A 19,884-nucleotide genomic window follows, 5' to 3' on the forward strand; every position below is an offset into this window, starting at 1 on the left:
ATGAGCAATAACCAAATAGAGCATCACCTCAGAAAAGCACTCGTATCGAACAACGAGGCGTCTAAGGTCACAGCGGATGACACTATCGTACTTGCGAGTGCCATGACGAGCGTTCATAAAACCTTACTCATCATATTCCTACTTGCTTTGGTTGCTATTGCTGTGGCGTCACAGGCACGCATAGATATTGTCGTTTCTGTGCGCGGCGAATTGTTATTAGAGTCTGACGTAGAGAAGGTTCAACACTTAGAAGGTGGGATTTTAGAAGAGTTATTAGTGAGAAAAGGTGAAGTTGTATACGAAGGACAACCTATCGCGCGAATCCGCTCACTCGACCGTAACACTCAGCTCGATACCGTGAACACGGAGATCGTTCAGCTTGAGCTAGACAAGATTCGTTATGAAAGTTTGCGTGACATGGTGGAACCCAATTTCGCCAACTTCATTGAACAGTATCCAGAACAAGTACAGACCAACATGAACACATGGCGACAAGAGTTCTCTAAGAACCGTTCAAATGAAGAACTCATCACGCACGATATTAAGCACAAGAACTCCCTCATCAGTTCTATGTTGAAACGCCGCAAGAGTTCAGAAAATCAGCTTTCCTTGATTCGTAAACAACTCAACATCAAGAACACACTCTATAAAGAAGAAATGGCCTCTTACGTCGATGTTCTCAATATGAAAGTACAAGAATCCAATATGGTTCGTGAGATTGAAAACCTTGATGAGTCAGTCATGAATGAACGTTTTCAGCTCGATAAGCTGGAAAAGCAACACCAAGATTTGGTTGAGAATCGTAACTCTGAATATCAAGCGCAAATCATTCAAGCGAATAAAGACCTTAAGCTAAAACGAATCCTACAACCGCAGCATTCTGACAAGGTTGACCGCCTTATTGTCTACTCACCAGTGGATGGTGTGGTCGACAAACTGCACTTCAACTTCCGCTCTGCGGTAATACCACCTGGCGAGAGTATCGCTGATATTGCACCAATCAATAACTCGTTACACGGTGAAGCGAAGATTCCACGTAAAGACATGGGCTTTGTTGAGATTGGCCAAGCGGTGAAAGTAAAAATGGACACTTATAACTTCGCCAAATATGGATTTGTTGAGGGGACCATCGCCTCAATAAGCCGTTCATCATACGAGGAAGAAGATGCCGAATTCTATTTGGCAGAGATCGAGATTGACCAAAACTTTCTTGAGCGAGGAGGCACTCAATACAAGTTATCACCTTATATGGAGTTTACTGCCGACGTGAAAACAGGCTCACGCCGTGTGATCGAATACGCAGCGAAACCAGTGATGTCTGCCATCGAAGATGCATTCGATGAGAGGTAATCAATGAGCGGAAAACCTTCTTACAACATTTCCGTACCGGCCTTGAGACTCAGCATCTTGTTTAGCGTCGTACTGGCCGCTCTCGCTTTCTATTTATACTTTTCTTGGTCGAAAGTAGATTCTGTTGCACAAGTGCAAAGTGCCCCACTTCTCATACAAGCTCAAGAACTCAACCAAACCATAGAGCTTGATATCCAAACCTTGCAGCATTGTTTAAAAGCGAACAACTGCAGCAACAATGAGTTGAACCTATCAAGGTTAAAAAGTGAAATCGACGAGTTTCGATCATTGGCCTCATTAAACAAAACCGAGTTCAGTCTGGTTGGTGCAACCGAATACACACAACTTGAACTAGCGATAAATCGCTTTTCTGACAGCGCTAAAACACGCAACGACGTACTCGATTTATACCTGTCACTGACGAACAACTACCTGCAAATGGACGACAACTATCGCACCATGTTTAACAATCATGCCAGCGACCTGATGTCTGAGAAAAACGAGTTCTTTGTCTGGTTGTTTATGGTGGTCGTGATATTGGCTGTGATTGCAGTTCTTTCGAACTTAGTGGCCATATTGAAGCTGAAGAAATCTAGCTCTAACGAGCGTGAAATCGACTATGAATTCGATGCCTTGTATCAAGAGTTGAAACAGCTCGATTTACAAAGGCTTGAAGAACTTCTCAATGAAGTGAGTATCAATCCAAAACAGCGCCAGATCTACTCTCACCTCAAGCTGATCTTTAGTAAATTGGAAGACCAAAAACGCAATAACGATCTCTACAAACAGCTATACGCACTGATTGGCTATGAGATTCGCGGTATCACCAACACCATCAACGGCGGCGTTCAGTATCTGGTTCAAGAAACCGACGAAAGCGGTGTGTTAATGGCGAAGGATATTACCTCTGCTTCTAATACCCTATCGGAACTTGCAGAAAACTATAACCGACTGATTTCTCAAGGAACGGAAAGCAAATCGAAAGAGTTCTCGCTGCTCAGTGTATTATCAGAATTGATGATTCACATCAGCGCTAAAGTTCAGCGAAATGAAGGCGAGCTCGATTGTTTTATCTCTGACAATTTGCCGAACCGTGTTGCAGGCCAATCCACCAGCCTGTTCTGGATTCTGTTTCTGCAGCTTTCGAATGCTATTCAACTCAAGTCGAATAAGAAGCTATTTGTCACGATTGAATCAGGTGCGGCTTCAGACATGGAAAACACCCGTGTCACCATCAATCTCAACTTCTTATCAACGCTGGATGTCTCTGTTGCCAAGCTGAATAAACTTCACTGGAGCACACACAAAGATCACACGGCTAACACCGATGACTTAGCGAAAAGCGTTTTAAAAGATTACGGTTACTACGAGAGCCATTGGTTCCAATCGGGAGCGCAGGAACGCTTTCAAATTGAGCTCGACCTAAAAGCGAAGAACTTCCACACAGAGAAAACACGCTTCGATGGCAAGCGATTACTGCTGTGCGCGAATACTCAAGTTCGTATCGATGTGATGAAGAAAATGCTCAGCAATTTGGGGCTGGATATCACCGAAATTCGCACCGCTAATGAGCTGTTCTCAGCGGCGAAAACATTTGGCGAATATGATGCAATCATGCTGACCGATACCTTTGAACCCAACAAGTTGCCTTCACTCAGCAAGACGGTCAAATCCCAGCTTAAAAATCACCCTAATACCAAGCTATTGCTGTCGGTGACCAATACGCAACAAGCGCAAGAGTGCCATAGCTTCGTAGATAAGATCATTAACTCCCCTGCGATTCCTTATGAGTTCATTCCAAACCTACTCACCATTATGGAAGCAGAGGCATCAGAAGAACAGATGGAGAACAGCTCGTTCCTAATCGTAGAGGATGATCGAGTTCAACAAATCTTACTCAAACGAATTTTGACCAAACAAGAGTACGAACCAGACACTGTCGGAGACGGTGCCGATGCCGTGAAGCACTTCATGAACCAACGTTCTGACATCATCTTCATGGACTGCATCATGCCGGGTATGGGTGGCATTGAGGCGACAAAACGCATTCGCCAGTTTGAACAAGAAAACGAAAAAAACCCTTGTACCATCATAGGTGCAACCGCATTGACCAGCAGTAACGAACACCAGGCTTGTATTGAAGCCGGAATGGATTACGTGATCAGCAAACCTTATAAAAGCGACGAAATCATCAAGGTGATCAACAAGTATGTGGCGGTACAGAAACTTAACTAGCAGCATTATTGCTGCGCTTACATTAAGCACCATATCTTCGGCATCGGCGACTACCTTGCTTGAGGCGGTAGAACTCGGCTTGCAGAACAGTCTTTCTCTTCGCGCGAGTGATAAAGGGGTCGAAGAGAACGAGTACAACATTGGTATCAGCCGCTCAAAATTTCTTCCTTCCCTGAATGGTGCTGCCGATACCACATGGAATGAAAATGAAACCTTGCTATCAAGTGTGCCTGATGAAACTTCAAGCTATAACTCGAACAGCTACAGCCTTTCCCTTTCTCAATCGATCTTTAATCTGGGCGATATTTTCAAGTATGGGACTGCAAAACTAGACTTCAATATTGAAGAGATTAAACACGAGAACAAAATCCAAAGCACGATTTCAGAAATCGGCTCTCAGTACTTTGAGTACTTGAAAAACAATGCACAAATTAAAGCGACCAAGGTGGAGCTTAAGTCGTCTAAAACACGTGAGCATCAGATGCGACGCAATGTGGAGCTCGGCAATACAGCCGCCAGTGAGCTCTACGAAGTGATCGCTCAAAAAGAAGGCGTATCGAATCGATTGAGAACCTTACAGAAAGACCGTCGTGTCATTCTCAACGGCCTATCGATTCAGATTCAATACCCTATCACTCCGTCACAAGATATCTACGAAAGTGTGCCTTTAAAAGAGATAAACGAGACCGAGCAACGCTCAATCATGGATCAAGCGTTAAAGCTCAACAACGACTTGTTAGTGGCTAAGAAAAACGTAGAGAGAAGCCGCAGAAGCTTAAAAGAGAGCGGTTCGAACTTCTTACCTACTGTGTCGCTTTCAGCCAGTTATCGTCATGATGACGCCAATAACTACGACAAAACCGACATCACAGCGACAGGTGAAAGTAACTCAACCAGCGTTGGCTTAAACCTAGCCGTGCCTATTTTGTCTGGGGGCTCTGATTACTACGGTTATCAAAAATCATCGACTGCGATCGAGCGTACCGAGCTGCTTTACCAAGACTCTCTTTACACAACACGTAACAGCGTGAATACCGCAGTGCTCAACATTAATGATTTCTCGCAATCTATCAGCAGTTACGAAAACATCATTCGCGCCAACTATGCTTCTTACAAAGGGATCCAAAGGGCTTACCAGTTAGGAACGCGTACCATCACCGATCTACTTGCCGCGGAAAGTAAACTGTTCAGCGCTTTAAGAGACTACGAAAGCGCACGATACGACTACATCATAGAGACCATTAAGCTTGAACAAACAAAAGGCGTACTCTCGATTCAATCTATCGAAAGCATCATGCAACTAATGAGCGATATCGAAGGTCGCGATAATCAAGAACTCGTGCCTAAACATCTTCTTTCGACGGATTCATTGAAGAAAGGAGGCCTTAATGCAAACTGAGCAGTTTTCTCAAAAGATCAATATGGCAGATAAGTGTTATCTGACTTTCTCTACGATAATTTCCACCCTGTTTGGCTTGGTTTTGCCCTTCTCTATTCTGATCATTTTTGACCGAGTATTACCCAACCAAGCACAAGATACCTTGTTCTTATTGTTCGCGATTATCTTGATTTCTATCTTCCTCGACTACCATCTGAAAAGTCAGGAAGAGAAGATATCTTCCGTCATCATGAGGCAGTTTGAAACTAACCTAACCAACAAGGTATTCCAATCCATCTGTTTGGCTGAAATCTCTAAATTCCGTCGTTTAGAACCGGGCGAATACCTTGAGCGAATCTCAACCATTCCAGAGCTTAAAACCTTCTTTGGTGGCGAATCGGTTCGAGCGCTGATTAACCTAGCCGTCAGTGTTATTACCATCCTCATTATTGGCCTAATTAACATATGGGCTGGCGTGACACTTCTGATTGCCTCTCTAATCTTAGCCATTTTCGCTTGGAGCCTTTCTAAACAGAAGATTGGCAGCTTACAGAATAAGTCTGATATCGAAGGCTTAACCACTTCCAAAATCATTGAGATCATCTCTAGCCCGCTGGATATCAAAGCTCGAAACATGGAATACCGCGTTGAAAGCTTAATGACTCAAATGGTTGAAGAGCGTGAAGTAGAGAACATCAAATATGAGCAGATTGAATCGAACTTCGGCCTAATATTGGCGCTGATTCAACAGCTTTCTATTGCTTGTGTTGTTGTGGTTTTGGCAACAGCGGTAATCAATATGGAATCGAGCCAAGGCATCATGGCTGCAATCATCATGCTGACCAACCGTTACTTCGCGCCCTACCAACAAGTGATGCGTACTGCGAGCCGATGGGAACTCAACAAGCTCCACATACAGCGTATCGCTGAGCTTCTTGAACTGGCAGCTTCTGTTGAGCACCAACATGAGACAACAGAGGTTGAACGGATCTCTGTTAAGTATTCGGAAAAGCAGCGCATCGAGTTCGAGCTCGGCCAAGCCTATTTACTGACAGGGAAAAGTGGCTCAGGTAAGACCCACCTTGCCAATTGCATTACGAGACAAAACAGTGATAGCAAGCTCGATATCATGATTAACGACACGCCTCTTGATGATGTTAACTATAACGTTTGGCGTAACAGTGTGCTGATGGTCGATAAAACAAGCTCGTTCGTAGAAGGAACCATTATCGATAACCTCACTTGTTTCCGACCAAGCTTGAACAATACGGCTTTTGCCCTATGTGAAACTATGAACATCAAGGCTCAAATCGATGGGCTGCCTGCAGGTTTCTATACCGAACTCAAAGGTCACATGCGCAATCCATTCTCACGCCAAGTTGGTTACGCGCTGTTATTAGTAAGAGCCCTACTCGCGAGCAAACGTGTATTGATATTCGATGACATTGATTGCGTCTTTGATGAAGAGTTTGCACGCGTTGTACTCACCAGTACCGCCTATCGTGCCAATGACAAGATCTTAATCATCGCCAGTAACAAGATGGATAAACTTAACCACCGCCTCAAACGTGTCAAACTTACGGGAGGTGACCAATGAGTATCCTAGTTGACTTCAATAACGTTCCGCAGCGTGTCTTAGATTTCGAAGCGAGCGGATATGACGAACGCTACAGTCAATCGCCGCTGATTAGAGGTTTGGCATACACCTTGATAGCACTCGAGTGGGAAGGTACGCCCGCTATACTCAGTGACGCTTTCATTCCGAAACCAAAAGATGGTGACAGTTTTACAGCAACCATCGAGCGCCTTGGATACCGTTGTGATGTAACCAAACTAAAAACACTCGAAAAGATTGATAAGCACCCTCACCCATGCTTTATCGAGATAGAAAACCTCAGTGCTATCTTCTTGGGTACCAAAGACGGAAAACTGCTTCTGTTTGACTACACGAACAACAACACCATTGAATACCCAATGTGTAAGAAGCCGTGCTTGTTGATTGCGATCAGCGAATATTCTCGTTTATTCCGTGAACCACCACCGGAGTCGCAAGACAGAAGTAACTGGATTAAATACGCTTTCTACCGTTACAACAATGAATTGAAGAGTCTGATTATTCTCAGCTTCGTGATCAGCATCTTAGGTGCATTACAGCCATTCTTCATCATGAGTGTCTATAACTTCGCACTGACTTCGAGCTCTCAAGCCACGCTATATTGGCTGACCCTATTTGCCGTGATTGTCGGCTTCTCGGAATACTTCTTCAAAAAGATGCGAGTCAACATCATAGCCACCTCCGGTAAAGATCTCGCGGTGCATATATCTCAAGCCGTAATATCGAAACTGCTTTGGCTGCCCTACGCAATGACCTCAACCGCAGGGGTTTCGTCTCAATTAGCTCGTCTGAAAGATATCGATACCTTCCGCCGCTTAGTGACCGCAGAATCGACCCTTAGTTACTTTGATATGCCGTTTGTTATTGTCTTCATCATTGCGATTGCTCTAATGTCTGGCACCGCTGCTCTTGTGGTGATGGGCGGCTTAATCTTGATGTTGGTGTTCTGTATTTACTCTCGTTATATCTACTCACAAGCCACATCCAAAAGCTCACGCGCCAACGCCATGGTCTCTTACCAATGGAATGAGATTCTCCGTGGTATCAAGACCATTCAAGGCTTACCTTTGCTACGTGTCGTTCAATCGCGATTCAGTGCGTCACACTCACAAAGTACCAGCGATGCCGAGAACGTTGCCGTCACCAACAGTAAAATTCAGGCTGCGGGCGGCAGTTTAATTCAGGTAATTGGTACGGCAAGTATCGTGACTGCCGTCATTGGCGTAATGGAAGGCACCTCAGATGCGGGAGCCATGCTCGCGACCGTTATTCTGGTTTGGAAAGCGTTAGGTCCAATAATGGGCATCTATAACTCAATTTCTAAGTTTCAATCCATCAAGGCTTCATCCGCACAGATAAACAACTTGATGTCGATGAATGACGATAAGCTGACTTTAGAGAAAAGCCCACCTATTCGTCTATTTCAAGGCAGCATTGTGGGCAGTGGTGTCAGCCATCGTTACACAGGCGCAGCGACCGGATTAACTAACCTCGGTTTCAAGATACCGCCAAGTGCAAAAGTCGTTATTTGCGGCCCGACTGGCTGCGGAAAAACCACACTCATATCGATCATCGCTGGTTTAGAAGACCGCTATCAGGGTGCTGTGTCTGTCGATGGCTATAACATCAAGCAGTTCAACAGTTATCGCTATCGCACATCGATTAACTACATCCCTTTCAATCTGCATATTTTTGAAGGTTCTTTGGAAACAAACTTCATTCTGCATGATGGGCTCATTCCCACAGAGAAAATGCAGGAGATGGTGAGCTTCTTCGAGTTAGATGAATGGCTACCAGAGGGATTGGCAACTCAGTTAAGTGTCGATAAATGCAAAAGCCTTCCCAATGGCATTCAGCAAAAGCTGCGCTTGGCGCTTGGCTTAGGTAACTGTGAGCAATCTCTGATAATCATTGATGAACCCTTCAACGGGGCTGAAAATGAAAACGCACAGTACTTCAACCGCTTGTTCAGTGATAAGTTGCTGAATAAAACCGTCATTTTTTCGACCAATGATCCCGGTTTGATCGCGACTTCTAACATGAGTTTGGTTCTCGAACCCGATGGGAATTTGAAATATTTTGGCTTAACAGACAAATACTTAAACAGTTTAAGTTAAACACGACCTTGCTTATTCACAAATTACTCGTTAGATAAATGGATGTAATTGACAAAAACATAAGTGAGAGAGATGATTCGATCTAGAATCACCCATAACAAGGAAGCCAATGTACACATTCGTTGCAGACAAGCTTGATGTAGCCTACTTATCCGCAATTCCTGAAAACCACCAGCTTCAGGAGTGCGATGTACCTGAAGAAGAGATAGAACTTCGAGAGATCGTTGAGGTTTGGTATGAGTGCGCCTTCCTACCCGCTTTCAATCTTCAAAAAATCGATATCGAAAACAAAGCAGAACTGACCGTCGTGCAAATGCATGTATTAAGCAATGACACAAGCACGCTCGCCTTCCTGCTCAAAAACAGGGTATACCGCGCGGCATTGAACAGAATGCTTGGTGTTTGGACGTTAGAACCTTCTGCAAAAACCGTGTTAGAACAACTTCTGTTTGAATTAAGTCTCGATAAAAAACGCCCCCATTAGCGCGTCTTTTAAGTTATTCATCAATAAGCATAAAAAACAAACCGACTATCAATCGCTATAATTTGCTACAAAGAGAACCTATTTCAAAATAAGCTCTGGAATCACAAGAACTTATACCCCTCCCACACTTCCACTAAATTTACAGTTTCAAAGTTTCCATATCAGCATTTTTATTCTACTGTTTTTATATAAAAACAGTTGGATGGATCCTTATATGGCGATTACGGTCTGGAATAACCTTTCAGTCAAACATAAACTCTTTGGCTTAGTTCTACTTCCCATTTCATTACTGCTCTTCCTTGCTGGCAGACAAGCTTACATTTTAACGACCCAGTTAACCGATTTTGAACGAACCAATCAGTTATCTGTATACCTGCAAGATATTTCGGTTCTATATCGGAGTACTCTAGCTTCTAGCCCTGAAGAATTCGCAACGCAAAGCAGTCAGGTAAAGGCAGAGTTAAAAACGCTGTCACCCATCATTTTTTTAGATGCTTCTGATGATATGAATCAACTGGTGGCGGACTTCAGTGAAGCAACCCTATCCACGATGGAAGCGACTGACACTTACGATAAGTTGGACGCCCTTGAATGGCAGAGTGATTTATACAAGCAGCTGTTGCTTGAGATAGAAAAAGTCCCGTTCGAAAATACCAAGCGCGAAATTCAGCAACACCTCACCGCATTACAACAACTTGAATGGTTGATGTTCTGGTCGAACGAAGAGTTCAAACTGGGCACTTCACTGATTGAGATATTCCAAACCAGCCAAGAATACGACCCAGAGCTTGCTGAACAGATCGAAACCTTGAGTGAAAGACAACAACTGTTCCTCGAACGCTTTGTATCCTTGAATGCTAACGAACATCAAGTGTCATTGATGGTTGAGGTATTTAGAAACGATGTGTTTGCTCAGAGCCAAGAGATCAGAAACGCACTGCTTGACCTAAACGCCATTAGCCAACTGACACCGCAAGAAGTTTCTGTTGGGTTAGAAGCGATGAGCGCTCGACTCAGCTTATTACAAAGCCTAGGCAATGTTATCAAGCAAGAGTTCCAACAAGAGGTTGAGCAAGCCATCTCAGACGCACAAGTACAACGAACACTGTTTATCTCCATCGTTGCCCTACTCGCTACCATTGTCATGGGGTTAACCTTGAGCTTAGCAAGACAAGTAACTAACAACCTAGGCTTAGTACTTAAGTTCTTAAAAAGTGAAAACGATGAAAAACGCCCTTCTTTAGACAAGCTGATTCAGGGTAAAGACGAACTCAGCCTATTTGCTCAACAAGTCGAACGCCTAACGATTGAGAGAGAACACGCGAAGGAAAGGTTAACGCTTGCTAAAGAAGATGCAGAGCGCGCCAAGGAAGACGCGGAAGAAGCGAAAGACCACGCGATACAAGCCAGTAAAGCCAAAAGTAGCTTCTTGGCTAATATGTCACACGAAATTCGTACCCCATTGAACGGGGTTATCGGTATTTCAGAAATCCTGTCGGACACACCGCTGACACCGACACAACGCGATTATGTCGATACCATTGAGACCTCATCTCAGCTGCTACTCAGCCTTATCAACGACATTTTGGACTTCTCTAAGATTGAGTCTGGCATGTTATTGATTAGTCCGCATTCAGCGTCGATTCGAGAATCCATTTACGACATCGCTTCGATTGTTGCACCTAAAGCAAAAGAGCAGAAAATATCAGTCAACGTCGATATTAGCCCCGATACCCCTGCTCGTGTGATGATCGATGACCACCGCTTAAGACAGATCTTGATGAACTTTATGTCGAACGCGGTGAAATTCACGGCCGAAGGTGGTGTAACGCTATCAATCAAGACTCTTGAACAGTCTGACGACAATGTGACTATTCGATTTGCAGTGCGCGATACCGGAATTGGTATCGACAAACAACAACAGAAACAGATATTCGAACCGTTCGCTCAAGAAGATGATTCAACGACCAGACAATTCGGTGGTACCGGCCTTGGTCTTGCTATCAGTACTCAGCTTGTTGAACTTATGGGTGGCCAAATTCAACTTGATTCAGTCAAAGGAGAAGGCAGTTGCTTCTATTTCGACCTAGCGCTCCCTGTTGATTTACCACTTCCAAAACCGAGCACCGCAACGGCAAACATCTACATTCTAGGTAACGAGAACATGCTTTCTGAACGCATAGAAAGCGACCTTAACCTGTATGGTTTGAAAGTCACTCAACAAACAAACAGTGCAGACACCATCAATGAGCAAATCTCAGCCAAAAAACACGACAAGCCAATCACGGTCATTTTTGCTGAAGACGATTCATTCCAAGCGAGTGACTATTCAGACAATCTAGATAAGCTCCACAAGAGTGGCGCGACGATTTGTTTAATTCGCTCGTTCCTAAGTGACCCTGCCGATATCGGCCACTGCATTACAGCTCAAGTATCACAGCCCCTGCTCGGCTTACGCTTGATCAAAGCGATTGAACTGTGTGATACACAAGGCTTAGCTGAGCTGTCAGAAACCAACCAACAAACTACGACCATTCAACACAAAATCCTTATCGTCGAAGACAACAAGATCAACCAGAAAATTGCCGGGCTTCACGTAGGGAAAAGTGGCTTCGAATTTGAGTTTGCGAATAACGGTCAAGAAGCCGTAGACATGTTTACCGCAAACCCACATTACGCCGCGATTCTTATGGACTGTATGATGCCCGTCATGGATGGCTTCGAAGCAACAGGCAACATCCGCCGCGTAGAAAAAGAGACCAATGCCACGCGCCGTATCCCTATCATCGCGCTCACCGCCAGTGTGATTGATGACGATATTCAAAAGTGTTTCGACGTGGGTATGGACGACTACGTACCAAAACCATTCAAGTTCGAGATGTTGAAAGAGAAAGTGCTGGCCGCTGTAGAAGCGATGCCACTGCCTGCTACACATAACGCGCCAGCAGCATCAACAAGCTCAACGGTTACCCCTATTCATAGCGCACAAGCAGCCAAGCAAACACTGCCAGAGCAAGCTGAGCTTAACGTCGTGCCGAGCAAGTCTGAGAAAATCCTTTTGGTTGAGGACAATCGCGTGAACCAGAAAGTTGCTTCAGTCATGCTCAAAAAGGCCGGTTACGCCTTTGAAATTGCAGACAACGGGCAAATCGCTGTTGATATGTATCAGAATGACAGCAGCTTCGACATTATTTTAATGGACTGCATGATGCCGGTGATGGATGGCTTCACCGCCACTAAGGAGATTCGAGAACACGAGAAAAACCTAGGCTTAAGCAAGACTCCTATTATCGCGTTAACCGCCAGTGTTATCGATGATGATATTCAAAAGTGCTTTGATTCCGGAATGGATGGGTACGTAGCGAAGCCCGTAAGAAAAGAAAAACTATTCCACCAAATAGAAAGTGCGACTTGTTAGGAGAAACCAATGGATTGGATCAAAACAATTAAAACACTCTCGAGCAGAGCGCTGTTACCCACAGTAATAGGGTTGTTAGGAAGCTTGCTTCTTCTCAGCCCCGCTCATGCTGCAGAAGATTACGCCATATTCTCTTTAGACTCTGGGTTTGAAGAGATATCAATCAACAAAGCGAGAAAGTTATATCGAGGTAAAACCAAACGTCTCAACGGCAAGCGTGTAGAACTGTCTGATTGGCCTGAAAACAGCGCCGAAAGAGAGGCATTTTATCAGCTTCTACTTGGGAAGAACGCCGCTCAAATGAACGCACACTGGGCTGGTTTATCTTTTTCAGGAAAAGCTCGTTATCCAAGAGAAATCAAAACGGCTTCAACCGACAGTTTGGTCGACTGGCTAGACGACAAACCAAACCGTATTGGTTACTCCCCACTCTCTTCGGTTCCTCAAAATGCCAACGTTCTCTACGTTATAAGTTCGGAGAAATAATATGAAAAAAATAATTACGTCAGTGCTATGTGCTTCGATTGCCTCTCCAGCCTTTGCCATTATTGAACTTACCGATAACTTATCCTTGAGTGGCTTTGGTTCAACCTCTTGGGCAACGTCAGACAACGACAACCCTTTAATCATCAATCGCGGCTTTACTGATGAGAACTGCTACGACTGTGATACCACGTTTGGTGTTCAACTCGACTACTTCTACAACTCATTTAAAGCGTCGGTCCAAGTTGTTAAAGCACCTCAGTTTGATTGGAGTGATCCACAGCTAGAATGGGCTTATCTCGGCTATGAGTTTAATGACTTCGATGTGAGTGTTGGTCGATTAAGACTTCCACTGTTTCTTGCCTCTGAGTACTACTATGTCGGCCAAGCCTACATGACAGCAAGGCCACCAACAGAAGTGTATAACGCCGTATTAGGTATTACTGCTTTCAACGGTATCAAAGTGAGTTGGACTCACGATGTAAGTGATGAGGCTACCTTATTGCTTTCCCCGTTCTTCGGTGTAAAAGACAAAAACGAAGTTGATTTTAATTCAAGTACAGAGCTGGAATTTGAAACTAATCGAATGTTCGGTGCCAACCTTCAGTTGAGCGGTGAAAACTATCGTTGGAACTTATCCTTCTTAGATTCAAACTTTGATCAGACGGTTAAAATTAAAAACGTTGGTTCTCTTCCAAAACAAGATAACCAACATATCCAACTTTGGTCGTTAGGTGCTGAGTACGAATTTGGTCAAGCAATACTGGCCAGTGAAGGTCAAATCAGTGACTTCTCTTCTTCAATGTACGCAAGTCTGGGTTACAGACTCAATTCGTTTACTCCCTACGTGGTTTATGGCGCAGAGTTTGACTCTAATGAACACCTAACAGGTAACAGCTATTTGATTGGTGTTGATTACGACGTGTTACCTAACGTCTCCATCAATGGTGAGGTGCAGTACTTTGAAGCACGAAAGACAAACGGCGCCTTTGTTGAAGATTTTAACGCCCAGACAGGCTTTGATGATAAGGACGCAGTGCTCTACACCATCATGCTGAGTTTCGTTTTCTAATTTCGTCTATTCCAGACTCAAACAAATATCCAATAGAACAAAGCCCAAGGTACTCACGTAACTTTGGGCTTTTTTATGATGAGTAAGTAACCGCGGGTCAGTACTTAAAGAGAACCTTCACGTCGCCTGTTACCGCTGCTTCATCAACATATCCAATAGCGTTAGTTTTAGAAGCTACCGTTGTAATTGCAGCAGTATAGTCTGCTACCTGAATAGGAGCCTCAGCTTTACCTGTAAAGACGAGTCGCGACCAAGCTGATTGAAGCTGTGATTCACTACGCCCTGTCGCTACCTCATGAAAGGCTAGTCGCCCTTCAGAACCATCAGCCAGTTCGACGATTTGTGCTTTCGTGCCATTTGATAGCTTGCTCTTTTTACCCATAAAGAGTTTTTTGACGTCAGATTTTGATAATGCATCAACACCTGCATTGTTACCAATAACGACCATTCCTGCAGAAGCATTAAATGAAACAACCGCTATAGTTATTGCTGTCAGTAAACTTTTCATGTTGCCTCCTTAGAATACGAAATCAAGACGTGCTGAATAAACAATAGAGCTATCTTCAAGGTAGTTACCAGTCGCAATATATGGGTTCGCTGTTGTCTCAACATTGCTTTGGAAACCGCCACTTGTGTCGCGGTAATCTACATAGGTGACATCTGCTTTTAAAGACATGTTCTTAGCGAAATCCCAACGGCTACCTACAGAGTAAGAAAGACGCTCGTAATTCATAGATTCCTTTACAGCCGTGCTCATCATGTTCTCACGTTCTTCGTTATCCGTGGTCTCAACCCAGCTTACAGAAACATAAGGCGTAAATTCATTAATACGATAACCTACCAAGCCAGAAACCGATTGATAATCGTAAAATTGACCTTCTAATTGAACGTCAGCGGCTTCAACATTGACCAGCAAGTCTCCGTTGTCATATTGAGCGCCAAGAGAGATAAACTGACCATCTTGACTATCTAAAATCGCACCCAACTGACAGTACGGATCCTGAGAGTTTTGGAAGTCACAAGATGGGTTAGATTCAGCAACAAAATATGAACCACGGAAGGTAAAGTCATCTACATTCCAGTTGGCACTGATACCGAACAGTTTATCCAGTTTCACCTCACCAACAATTGAGTCATCTTCATCAATAGTGCCAATACCCACCACTGGCTGAAGAAGAATACTTGAGTCTTCAAGTTCAATCGGAATCAATAAATCAGCACCCGTGTAACCCTTCAAAACAATGTTTTCATACAATTCTTGAGAAGGTCTGATCATAGGGTATGCATAACCAAGATCGGTGTAATCAGAATAGAAAAACAGAGGTAGACGTAGCTTACCCGCACGGGCAGTAAATGAATCAAAATCATAAGAGGCGTAAGCCATTTCGATTTTTGGCTCATAGTCATAACGGCTGTTTGCAACAACTTGTGTCACGAACTTCGCTCGTTCGTTAACTTGAAAATCAAACTGCAAGCCCGCTAGTGTCTCTTGCTCCCAATCCAATTTTTCATCTGTATAGCCAGCATAACCGATAGCGTTATCTGACTTACCGATACCTACAGAACCAAATCCACTAATACGAAGGTTATCCATATTTGCAGCATTTGCTCCAAACGCCATACTTACTAGGGCAGCAACCACTGTCTTCTTCATAACTAACTCCAATTTGTTATGTTGTTTCTTGTTTTTATGTAATTAACCCAAATTTTGGGCATACTCCCGACCTCCTTGAGGCATAGCCAGAAAGAGAGAAGGAATGATTCTAGGGGGGCTTAACTCACCTTAAAATGGCCAGTTAATGTTGATATGTTACGAGTAACTTCTTGAATATCATGGGCTACTGCGTCGACTTGTTTAACGCTGCTACTCGTCCCTTCTGCCATTTTTCTGATTTCTTCGACAAAAGTTTCTATACGAGTTGAGGTTTGTTCCTGCTCTTCAGTTGCAGCGGCAATACTTTCATTTCGTTGACTGATTTCAGTGATCTCGGAAGTGATTTTTTGTAGCGAGTTTTCAGCAACCAGTGACTTTTCAACGCAAGTTTCAGCTTTCGTCACGCTATCCGAAATGATCGTAGAGGCTGTTTTAGCTTGTCCTTGTAACTGTAAAAGTACAGATTGGATTTCTTGTGTCGACGTTTGTGTTCTTGATGCTAACGTTCGAACTTCATCAGCAACGACAGCAAAGCCACGACCTTGTTCTCCTGCGCGCGCCGCTTCAATTGCAGCATTAAGTGCCAATAGATTTGTTTGCTCAGCAATAGCGCTTATCGCCTCTAAGATAGAGCCGGCGCTTTGAGTGTTGTCATTCAACTGCTTAACCACTTGTGAAGCGTTACCGACATCTTGAGTCAGTTCTTGCACGGCTAAAATGGTACTTTTAACCTGCTGCTCTCCTAGTGTCGCCTGTTCACTGGCACTCGAAGCGGAAGTCGAAGCATCATTCGCGTTTGTTGCGATCTCTCTGGCAGCAACAAACAACTGATTTAATGAGCTAGATACTTCTTCAATAGAAAGGTGTTGTTTGGTCGAAAGTTCGTTGGTGACCTGACTAGAGCTCACCAAAGCGTTAGAAATAGTGTCCAATTGAGTGACGTTCTCGATTGTATGCGTCACGTTTTGTTGTAGATGGGAAACAAAACTATTGAATGATTCGACGAGTGGTTTTAGTTCGTCGTTTTTCTCATGTTGTAAGCGAACAGTTAAGTCACCATCGCCTTCCGCAATATCGCGCATCTTGTCACTGATATTGGCTAAGTCTTTGCGTATTCCTTTAACCACAAACCATCCAAAGATGCACATTGCAAGCATGGCTAATGCACCTGAAATACTCATGATTTGGTTAGCTGTTTTATTATTTGATTCTAACTCTTGCACTGCGTTCTCAAATTCTGACTGACGAGCCGACGAAAACTCACTCATCCCCGTAGTAAGCTCTTCTAAGATTGCTGTGCTTTGCTTCGCGAGACGACCTGCTTCACTTAGGCTAATTTCTTCGTCGATCATGCCTTGCGCGATGCGATAAGCCAGATCGAAGTATTGATTGGTTTGATTTTGCAGAAGTGCTGATGAACCTTGTAAAGACGGGTCCAATGAAATTTGAATATTGAAGTTACTTTGAATCGCAGCAAGAGTTTGCTTATTCATCTCCAAGATCTCTTCATCACCAAGAGTCACAGCTAAATTAAAGCGTTCTGCTAATTGAGAGATTAAAACACTATTTAACGACGCAGAATTCATGACAGGATAAGTTACTTGGTCAATCCTATTAACCTGCTTGGTATTGTTGGTTAAGGTATCTCCTCCAACAAATAGAATACTAATAAATCCGATTAACGAAACTAAACATAACGCTAGAATTCTATTCTTGATCGATAGTGTGAACATAAGCTTCCTTTGCTAAACAGTACGATGAACCGCACTAATTATTCGAACAATAACAGATCTGACCAGTAGATCAATCTGCTACAGCAAAAATAGTGACAAAAATGTTAATATTATTTATAAAACGTTAAGGTGTGCAAAATTGTCATATAAATCAACGTGTATAAATAACCATTTTATTAAAAGCGCTTTTATCATCAAAATAACGGCCCATTATTTAAATGGGATTCGGCATATATCGCCCCACTTTTATTATTAAACAGTGGCTCTCTTTTCATTATTAAATCGATGTCAACAAGCCAAATTTCTTCTTACATTCAACTGAGTAATAAATCCATATCGCAGCGTGTTCTACAATTTAATGACTATGTCAGTATTGTGTGAGAAGCCGACAAACCCGAGAACTTCACCGCCTCAATTCGGTCAATCTTAGAGCAAATAACAGATACCTTAAACGGAGAACGCATGCGAATAGCTACTTTATCTTTAAGCTTGGTTTCAGCGGTCGGTTTCGCGGCCGAACCAAATCCTTTTCCAATTACGCCCGATGAAAGTGGCGAGAAGTTTATGGTAAGTGCGACAAACCCATACGTAAGCAGCACTGGGTATTCGATACTCAAGCAAGGCGGTAACGCCATTGATGCGATGGTTGCGATGCAAATGACCATGTCGGTTGTCGAACCGGATATGACGGGAATTGGTGGCGGCACTTTCGCGCTCTTTTATCAACAAGACAAAGACCAATTTCTCGCACTCGATGGACGTGATGAAGCCCCTTCTAGCGCAACTACAGACATGTTTATGGAAGATGGTAAAGCGCTCAGTCGAAATGAGATTTTAGGACCGAGATCTGTTGCTGTACCGGGGACACTTCGTTTGCTCTATAGCGCCCATCAAGAATACGGAAAGCTGCCTTGGTCTGAGTTAGTTCAGCCAGCGATTGAACTGGCGAGCGAAGGCTATGCGATGAACAGCTACACTTACGACATTGTGGTTCGCGAGCAAACTCGTTTGATTGAAGATCCAGAAATCAAAGCACTCTATTGGGATAACGATGAGATCAAACCAACAGGCACTTTGATGACCAACCCAAAGCTTGCCGACACACTGAACAACATTGCTCAACAAGGTGACAAATACCTTTATGGTGGCGAGTTTGGTAAACACATCGTTGAAACGGTCAACAGCCGTATCGACTCAGACCACGCTAAACTCTCCATTGAAGATTTTGAGCAATACCAAATGAAACAGCGTGATGTCATAGAGAGCGATTACCGCGGAAATAAGATTGTGTCATTTGGCTACCCAGCCTCCGGTGGCGTGATGGTAGCTCAAAGCTTGGAAATGCTTGAAGCCTATGACTTGGCAGACATGTCCAAAACCGATGCGGAGCCATGGCGATTAATGACCGAAGCGATGCGAATCGCAAAAGCCGATCGTATCGCTTATGCAGGCGACCCAGATTATGTTGAAGCACCAGTGAGCGCCCTACTCGACAAATCTTACATTGATAAACGTCGTCAACTGATTCCTGAAAATGGTATTGCTCAGACTAACCCGAAAGCAGGCAAGCTTTCGGATACCGACTACGCACAATATCAAGGCTTTGAAAGTCAGGATACCGGGCACATTTCCATCATCGATAAAGATGGTAATGCAATTGCTATGACGAGCACAGTCGGAACGGGTATGGGATCTGGAGTGATGGTCGATGGTGTGATTCTTAATGCCCAAATGGCGAACTTCTCGACCAAACCAACCATTAACGGCAAACCGACTCAAAACGCCATCGAAGCTGGTAAACGCCCTCGTTCCGCCATCACGCCATTAATGGTGATGGACAAAAAAGACGACCTGCGTTTAGTCGTTGGCTCTCCGGGTAGCTCGCAAATTCCGGGTTACGTGCTGAAAACCGTGGTTGGCGTTCTCGATTGGGATCTGTCTGCTCAAGAAGCGATTGATCTGCCTAACATTCAATATGGCACCAAGATAGACCGAACTAAACCTTATGATCCAACAGGCTTGCTGGTTGAAAAGAAAACCTATGCGGAAATGTTGGTTCCTGAGTTCATGCAGCTTGGTTATCCAGTGCATGTGATTCCGGTGGTGAGTGGCTTGAACGCGATTGAAGTCAAAGATGGCAAGATCTACGGTGCAACAGACCGTCGTCGTGCATCCAGCTCAATGGGCGAATAATTGATTTTAAGGGTGAGCGGTTAAGCTCACCCATTTTAACGCTTCTCGCTTGTGTTTTGTTCTAACGATACATTTCAAACAAAATTCCAAATACAAAAAAGCCAGTCGAATAATTCGACTGGCTTTTCAATAACTACTTTTCAGCTTATCGA

The 19,884-nt window shown here is 43.8% G+C and carries 13 protein-coding genes; 10 read left to right on the top strand and 3 right to left on the bottom strand.

The window, feature by feature from the left end:
• From OCV12_RS22790 to OCV12_RS22830, 9 genes are all read left to right on the top strand, one after another.
• Entirely contained in the window at window positions 1-1,350 is a 1,350-nt protein-coding gene (locus OCV12_RS22790; RefSeq protein ID WP_261886260.1) for an HlyD family type I secretion periplasmic adaptor subunit, read from the top strand.
• A gap of 3 nt (window positions 1,351-1,353) precedes the next feature.
• On the top strand, window positions 1,354-3,585 hold the full coding sequence (locus tag OCV12_RS22795) for an ATP-binding response regulator (protein ID WP_261886261.1): 2,232 nt from the start codon (window positions 1,354-1,356) through the stop codon (window positions 3,583-3,585).
• Complete coding sequence (locus OCV12_RS22800; RefSeq protein ID WP_261886262.1) at window positions 3,560-4,984, top strand: TolC family protein; 1,425 nt, start codon at window positions 3,560-3,562, stop codon at window positions 4,982-4,984. Before OCV12_RS22795 ends, OCV12_RS22800 begins: the two co-directional genes overlap by 26 nt.
• Window positions 4,974-6,560, top strand: a complete 1,587-nt coding sequence (locus OCV12_RS22805; protein WP_123310176.1) for an ABC transporter transmembrane domain-containing protein — start codon at window positions 4,974-4,976, stop codon at window positions 6,558-6,560. The genes OCV12_RS22800 and OCV12_RS22805 overlap by 11 nt, the downstream gene beginning before the upstream one ends.
• The gene (locus tag OCV12_RS22810) at window positions 6,557-8,695 is read left to right on the top strand and encodes an ATP-binding cassette domain-containing protein (RefSeq protein WP_261886263.1); all 2,139 of its coding nucleotides are present in this window, start codon (window positions 6,557-6,559) and stop codon (window positions 8,693-8,695) included. The genes OCV12_RS22805 and OCV12_RS22810 overlap by 4 nt, the downstream gene beginning before the upstream one ends.
• A gap of 109 nt (window positions 8,696-8,804) precedes the next feature.
• A complete protein-coding gene (locus tag OCV12_RS22815; RefSeq protein WP_176679772.1) occupies window positions 8,805-9,179 on the top strand; it encodes a hypothetical protein in 375 nt (124 codons plus the stop codon).
• A 214-nt stretch (window positions 9,180-9,393) separates the two neighbouring features.
• Window positions 9,394-12,597 carry a response regulator gene (locus OCV12_RS22820; protein ID WP_261886264.1) on the top strand — a complete coding sequence of 1,068 codons (3,204 nt, stop codon included), beginning with the start codon at window positions 9,394-9,396 and terminating at the stop codon, window positions 12,595-12,597.
• A gap of 9 nt (window positions 12,598-12,606) precedes the next feature.
• Entirely contained in the window at window positions 12,607-13,083 is a 477-nt protein-coding gene (locus OCV12_RS22825; protein ID WP_261886265.1) for a hypothetical protein, read from the top strand.
• Window position 13,084: 1 nt separating this feature from the next.
• Window positions 13,085-14,152, top strand: coding sequence for a sulfate ABC transporter permease (locus OCV12_RS22830; RefSeq protein WP_261886266.1), 1,068 nt, complete (start codon window positions 13,085-13,087; stop codon window positions 14,150-14,152).
• A 97-nt stretch (window positions 14,153-14,249) separates the two neighbouring features.
• On the opposite strand, the gene OCV12_RS22835 is transcribed toward OCV12_RS22830, so the two are convergent.
• From OCV12_RS22835 to OCV12_RS22845, 3 genes are all read right to left on the bottom strand, one after another.
• Window positions 14,250-14,660, bottom strand: a complete 411-nt coding sequence (locus tag OCV12_RS22835) for a phosphate ABC transporter substrate-binding protein (RefSeq protein ID WP_261886267.1) — start codon at window positions 14,658-14,660, stop codon at window positions 14,250-14,252.
• A 9-nt stretch (window positions 14,661-14,669) separates the two neighbouring features.
• Window positions 14,670-15,806, bottom strand: a complete 1,137-nt coding sequence (locus OCV12_RS22840) for a porin family protein (protein ID WP_261886268.1) — start codon at window positions 15,804-15,806, stop codon at window positions 14,670-14,672.
• 119 nt (window positions 15,807-15,925) lie between these two features.
• Window positions 15,926-17,392: a methyl-accepting chemotaxis protein gene (locus OCV12_RS22845; RefSeq protein WP_261886269.1), complete on the bottom strand. Its 1,467-nt coding sequence runs from the start codon at window positions 17,390-17,392 to the stop codon at window positions 15,926-15,928.
• Window positions 17,393-18,001: 609 nt separating this feature from the next.
• On the opposite strand from OCV12_RS22845, the gene ggt reads away from it, so the two are divergent.
• The gene (gene ggt / locus OCV12_RS22850; protein WP_261886270.1) at window positions 18,002-19,732 is read left to right on the top strand and encodes a gamma-glutamyltransferase; all 1,731 of its coding nucleotides are present in this window, start codon (window positions 18,002-18,004) and stop codon (window positions 19,730-19,732) included.
• The last annotated feature ends 152 nt before the right edge of the window (window positions 19,733-19,884 follow it).

It is taken from the genome of Vibrio pomeroyi (assembly GCF_024347595.1).
GTDB lineage: Bacteria > Pseudomonadota > Gammaproteobacteria > Enterobacterales > Vibrionaceae > Vibrio > Vibrio pomeroyi.

Excerpts from the sequence above, each read along its gene's own strand:
- OCV12_RS22790 (WP_261886260.1), top strand. The coding sequence starts at position 1 with ATGAGCAATAACCAAATAGAGCATCACCTCAGAAAAGCACTCGTATCG.
- OCV12_RS22795 (WP_261886261.1), top strand. The coding sequence starts at position 1,354 with ATGAGCGGAAAACCTTCTTACAACATTTCCGTACCGGCCTTGAGACTC.
- OCV12_RS22800 (WP_261886262.1), top strand. The coding sequence starts at position 3,560 with ATGTGGCGGTACAGAAACTTAACTAGCAGCATTATTGCTGCGCTTACA.
- OCV12_RS22805 (WP_123310176.1), top strand. The coding sequence starts at position 4,974 with ATGCAAACTGAGCAGTTTTCTCAAAAGATCAATATGGCAGATAAGTGT.
- OCV12_RS22810 (WP_261886263.1), top strand. The coding sequence starts at position 6,557 with ATGAGTATCCTAGTTGACTTCAATAACGTTCCGCAGCGTGTCTTAGAT.
- OCV12_RS22815 (WP_176679772.1), top strand. The coding sequence starts at position 8,805 with ATGTACACATTCGTTGCAGACAAGCTTGATGTAGCCTACTTATCCGCA.
- OCV12_RS22820 (WP_261886264.1), top strand. The coding sequence starts at position 9,394 with ATGGCGATTACGGTCTGGAATAACCTTTCAGTCAAACATAAACTCTTT.
- OCV12_RS22825 (WP_261886265.1), top strand. The coding sequence starts at position 12,607 with ATGGATTGGATCAAAACAATTAAAACACTCTCGAGCAGAGCGCTGTTA.
- OCV12_RS22830 (WP_261886266.1), top strand. The coding sequence starts at position 13,085 with ATGAAAAAAATAATTACGTCAGTGCTATGTGCTTCGATTGCCTCTCCA.
- OCV12_RS22835 (WP_261886267.1), bottom strand. The coding sequence starts at position 14,660 with ATGAAAAGTTTACTGACAGCAATAACTATAGCGGTTGTTTCATTTAAT.
- OCV12_RS22840 (WP_261886268.1), bottom strand. The coding sequence starts at position 15,806 with ATGAAGAAGACAGTGGTTGCTGCCCTAGTAAGTATGGCGTTTGGAGCA.
- OCV12_RS22845 (WP_261886269.1), bottom strand. The coding sequence starts at position 17,392 with ATGAATTCTGCGTCGTTAAATAGTGTTTTAATCTCTCAATTAGCAGAA.
- ggt (WP_261886270.1), top strand. The coding sequence starts at position 18,002 with ATGCGAATAGCTACTTTATCTTTAAGCTTGGTTTCAGCGGTCGGTTTC.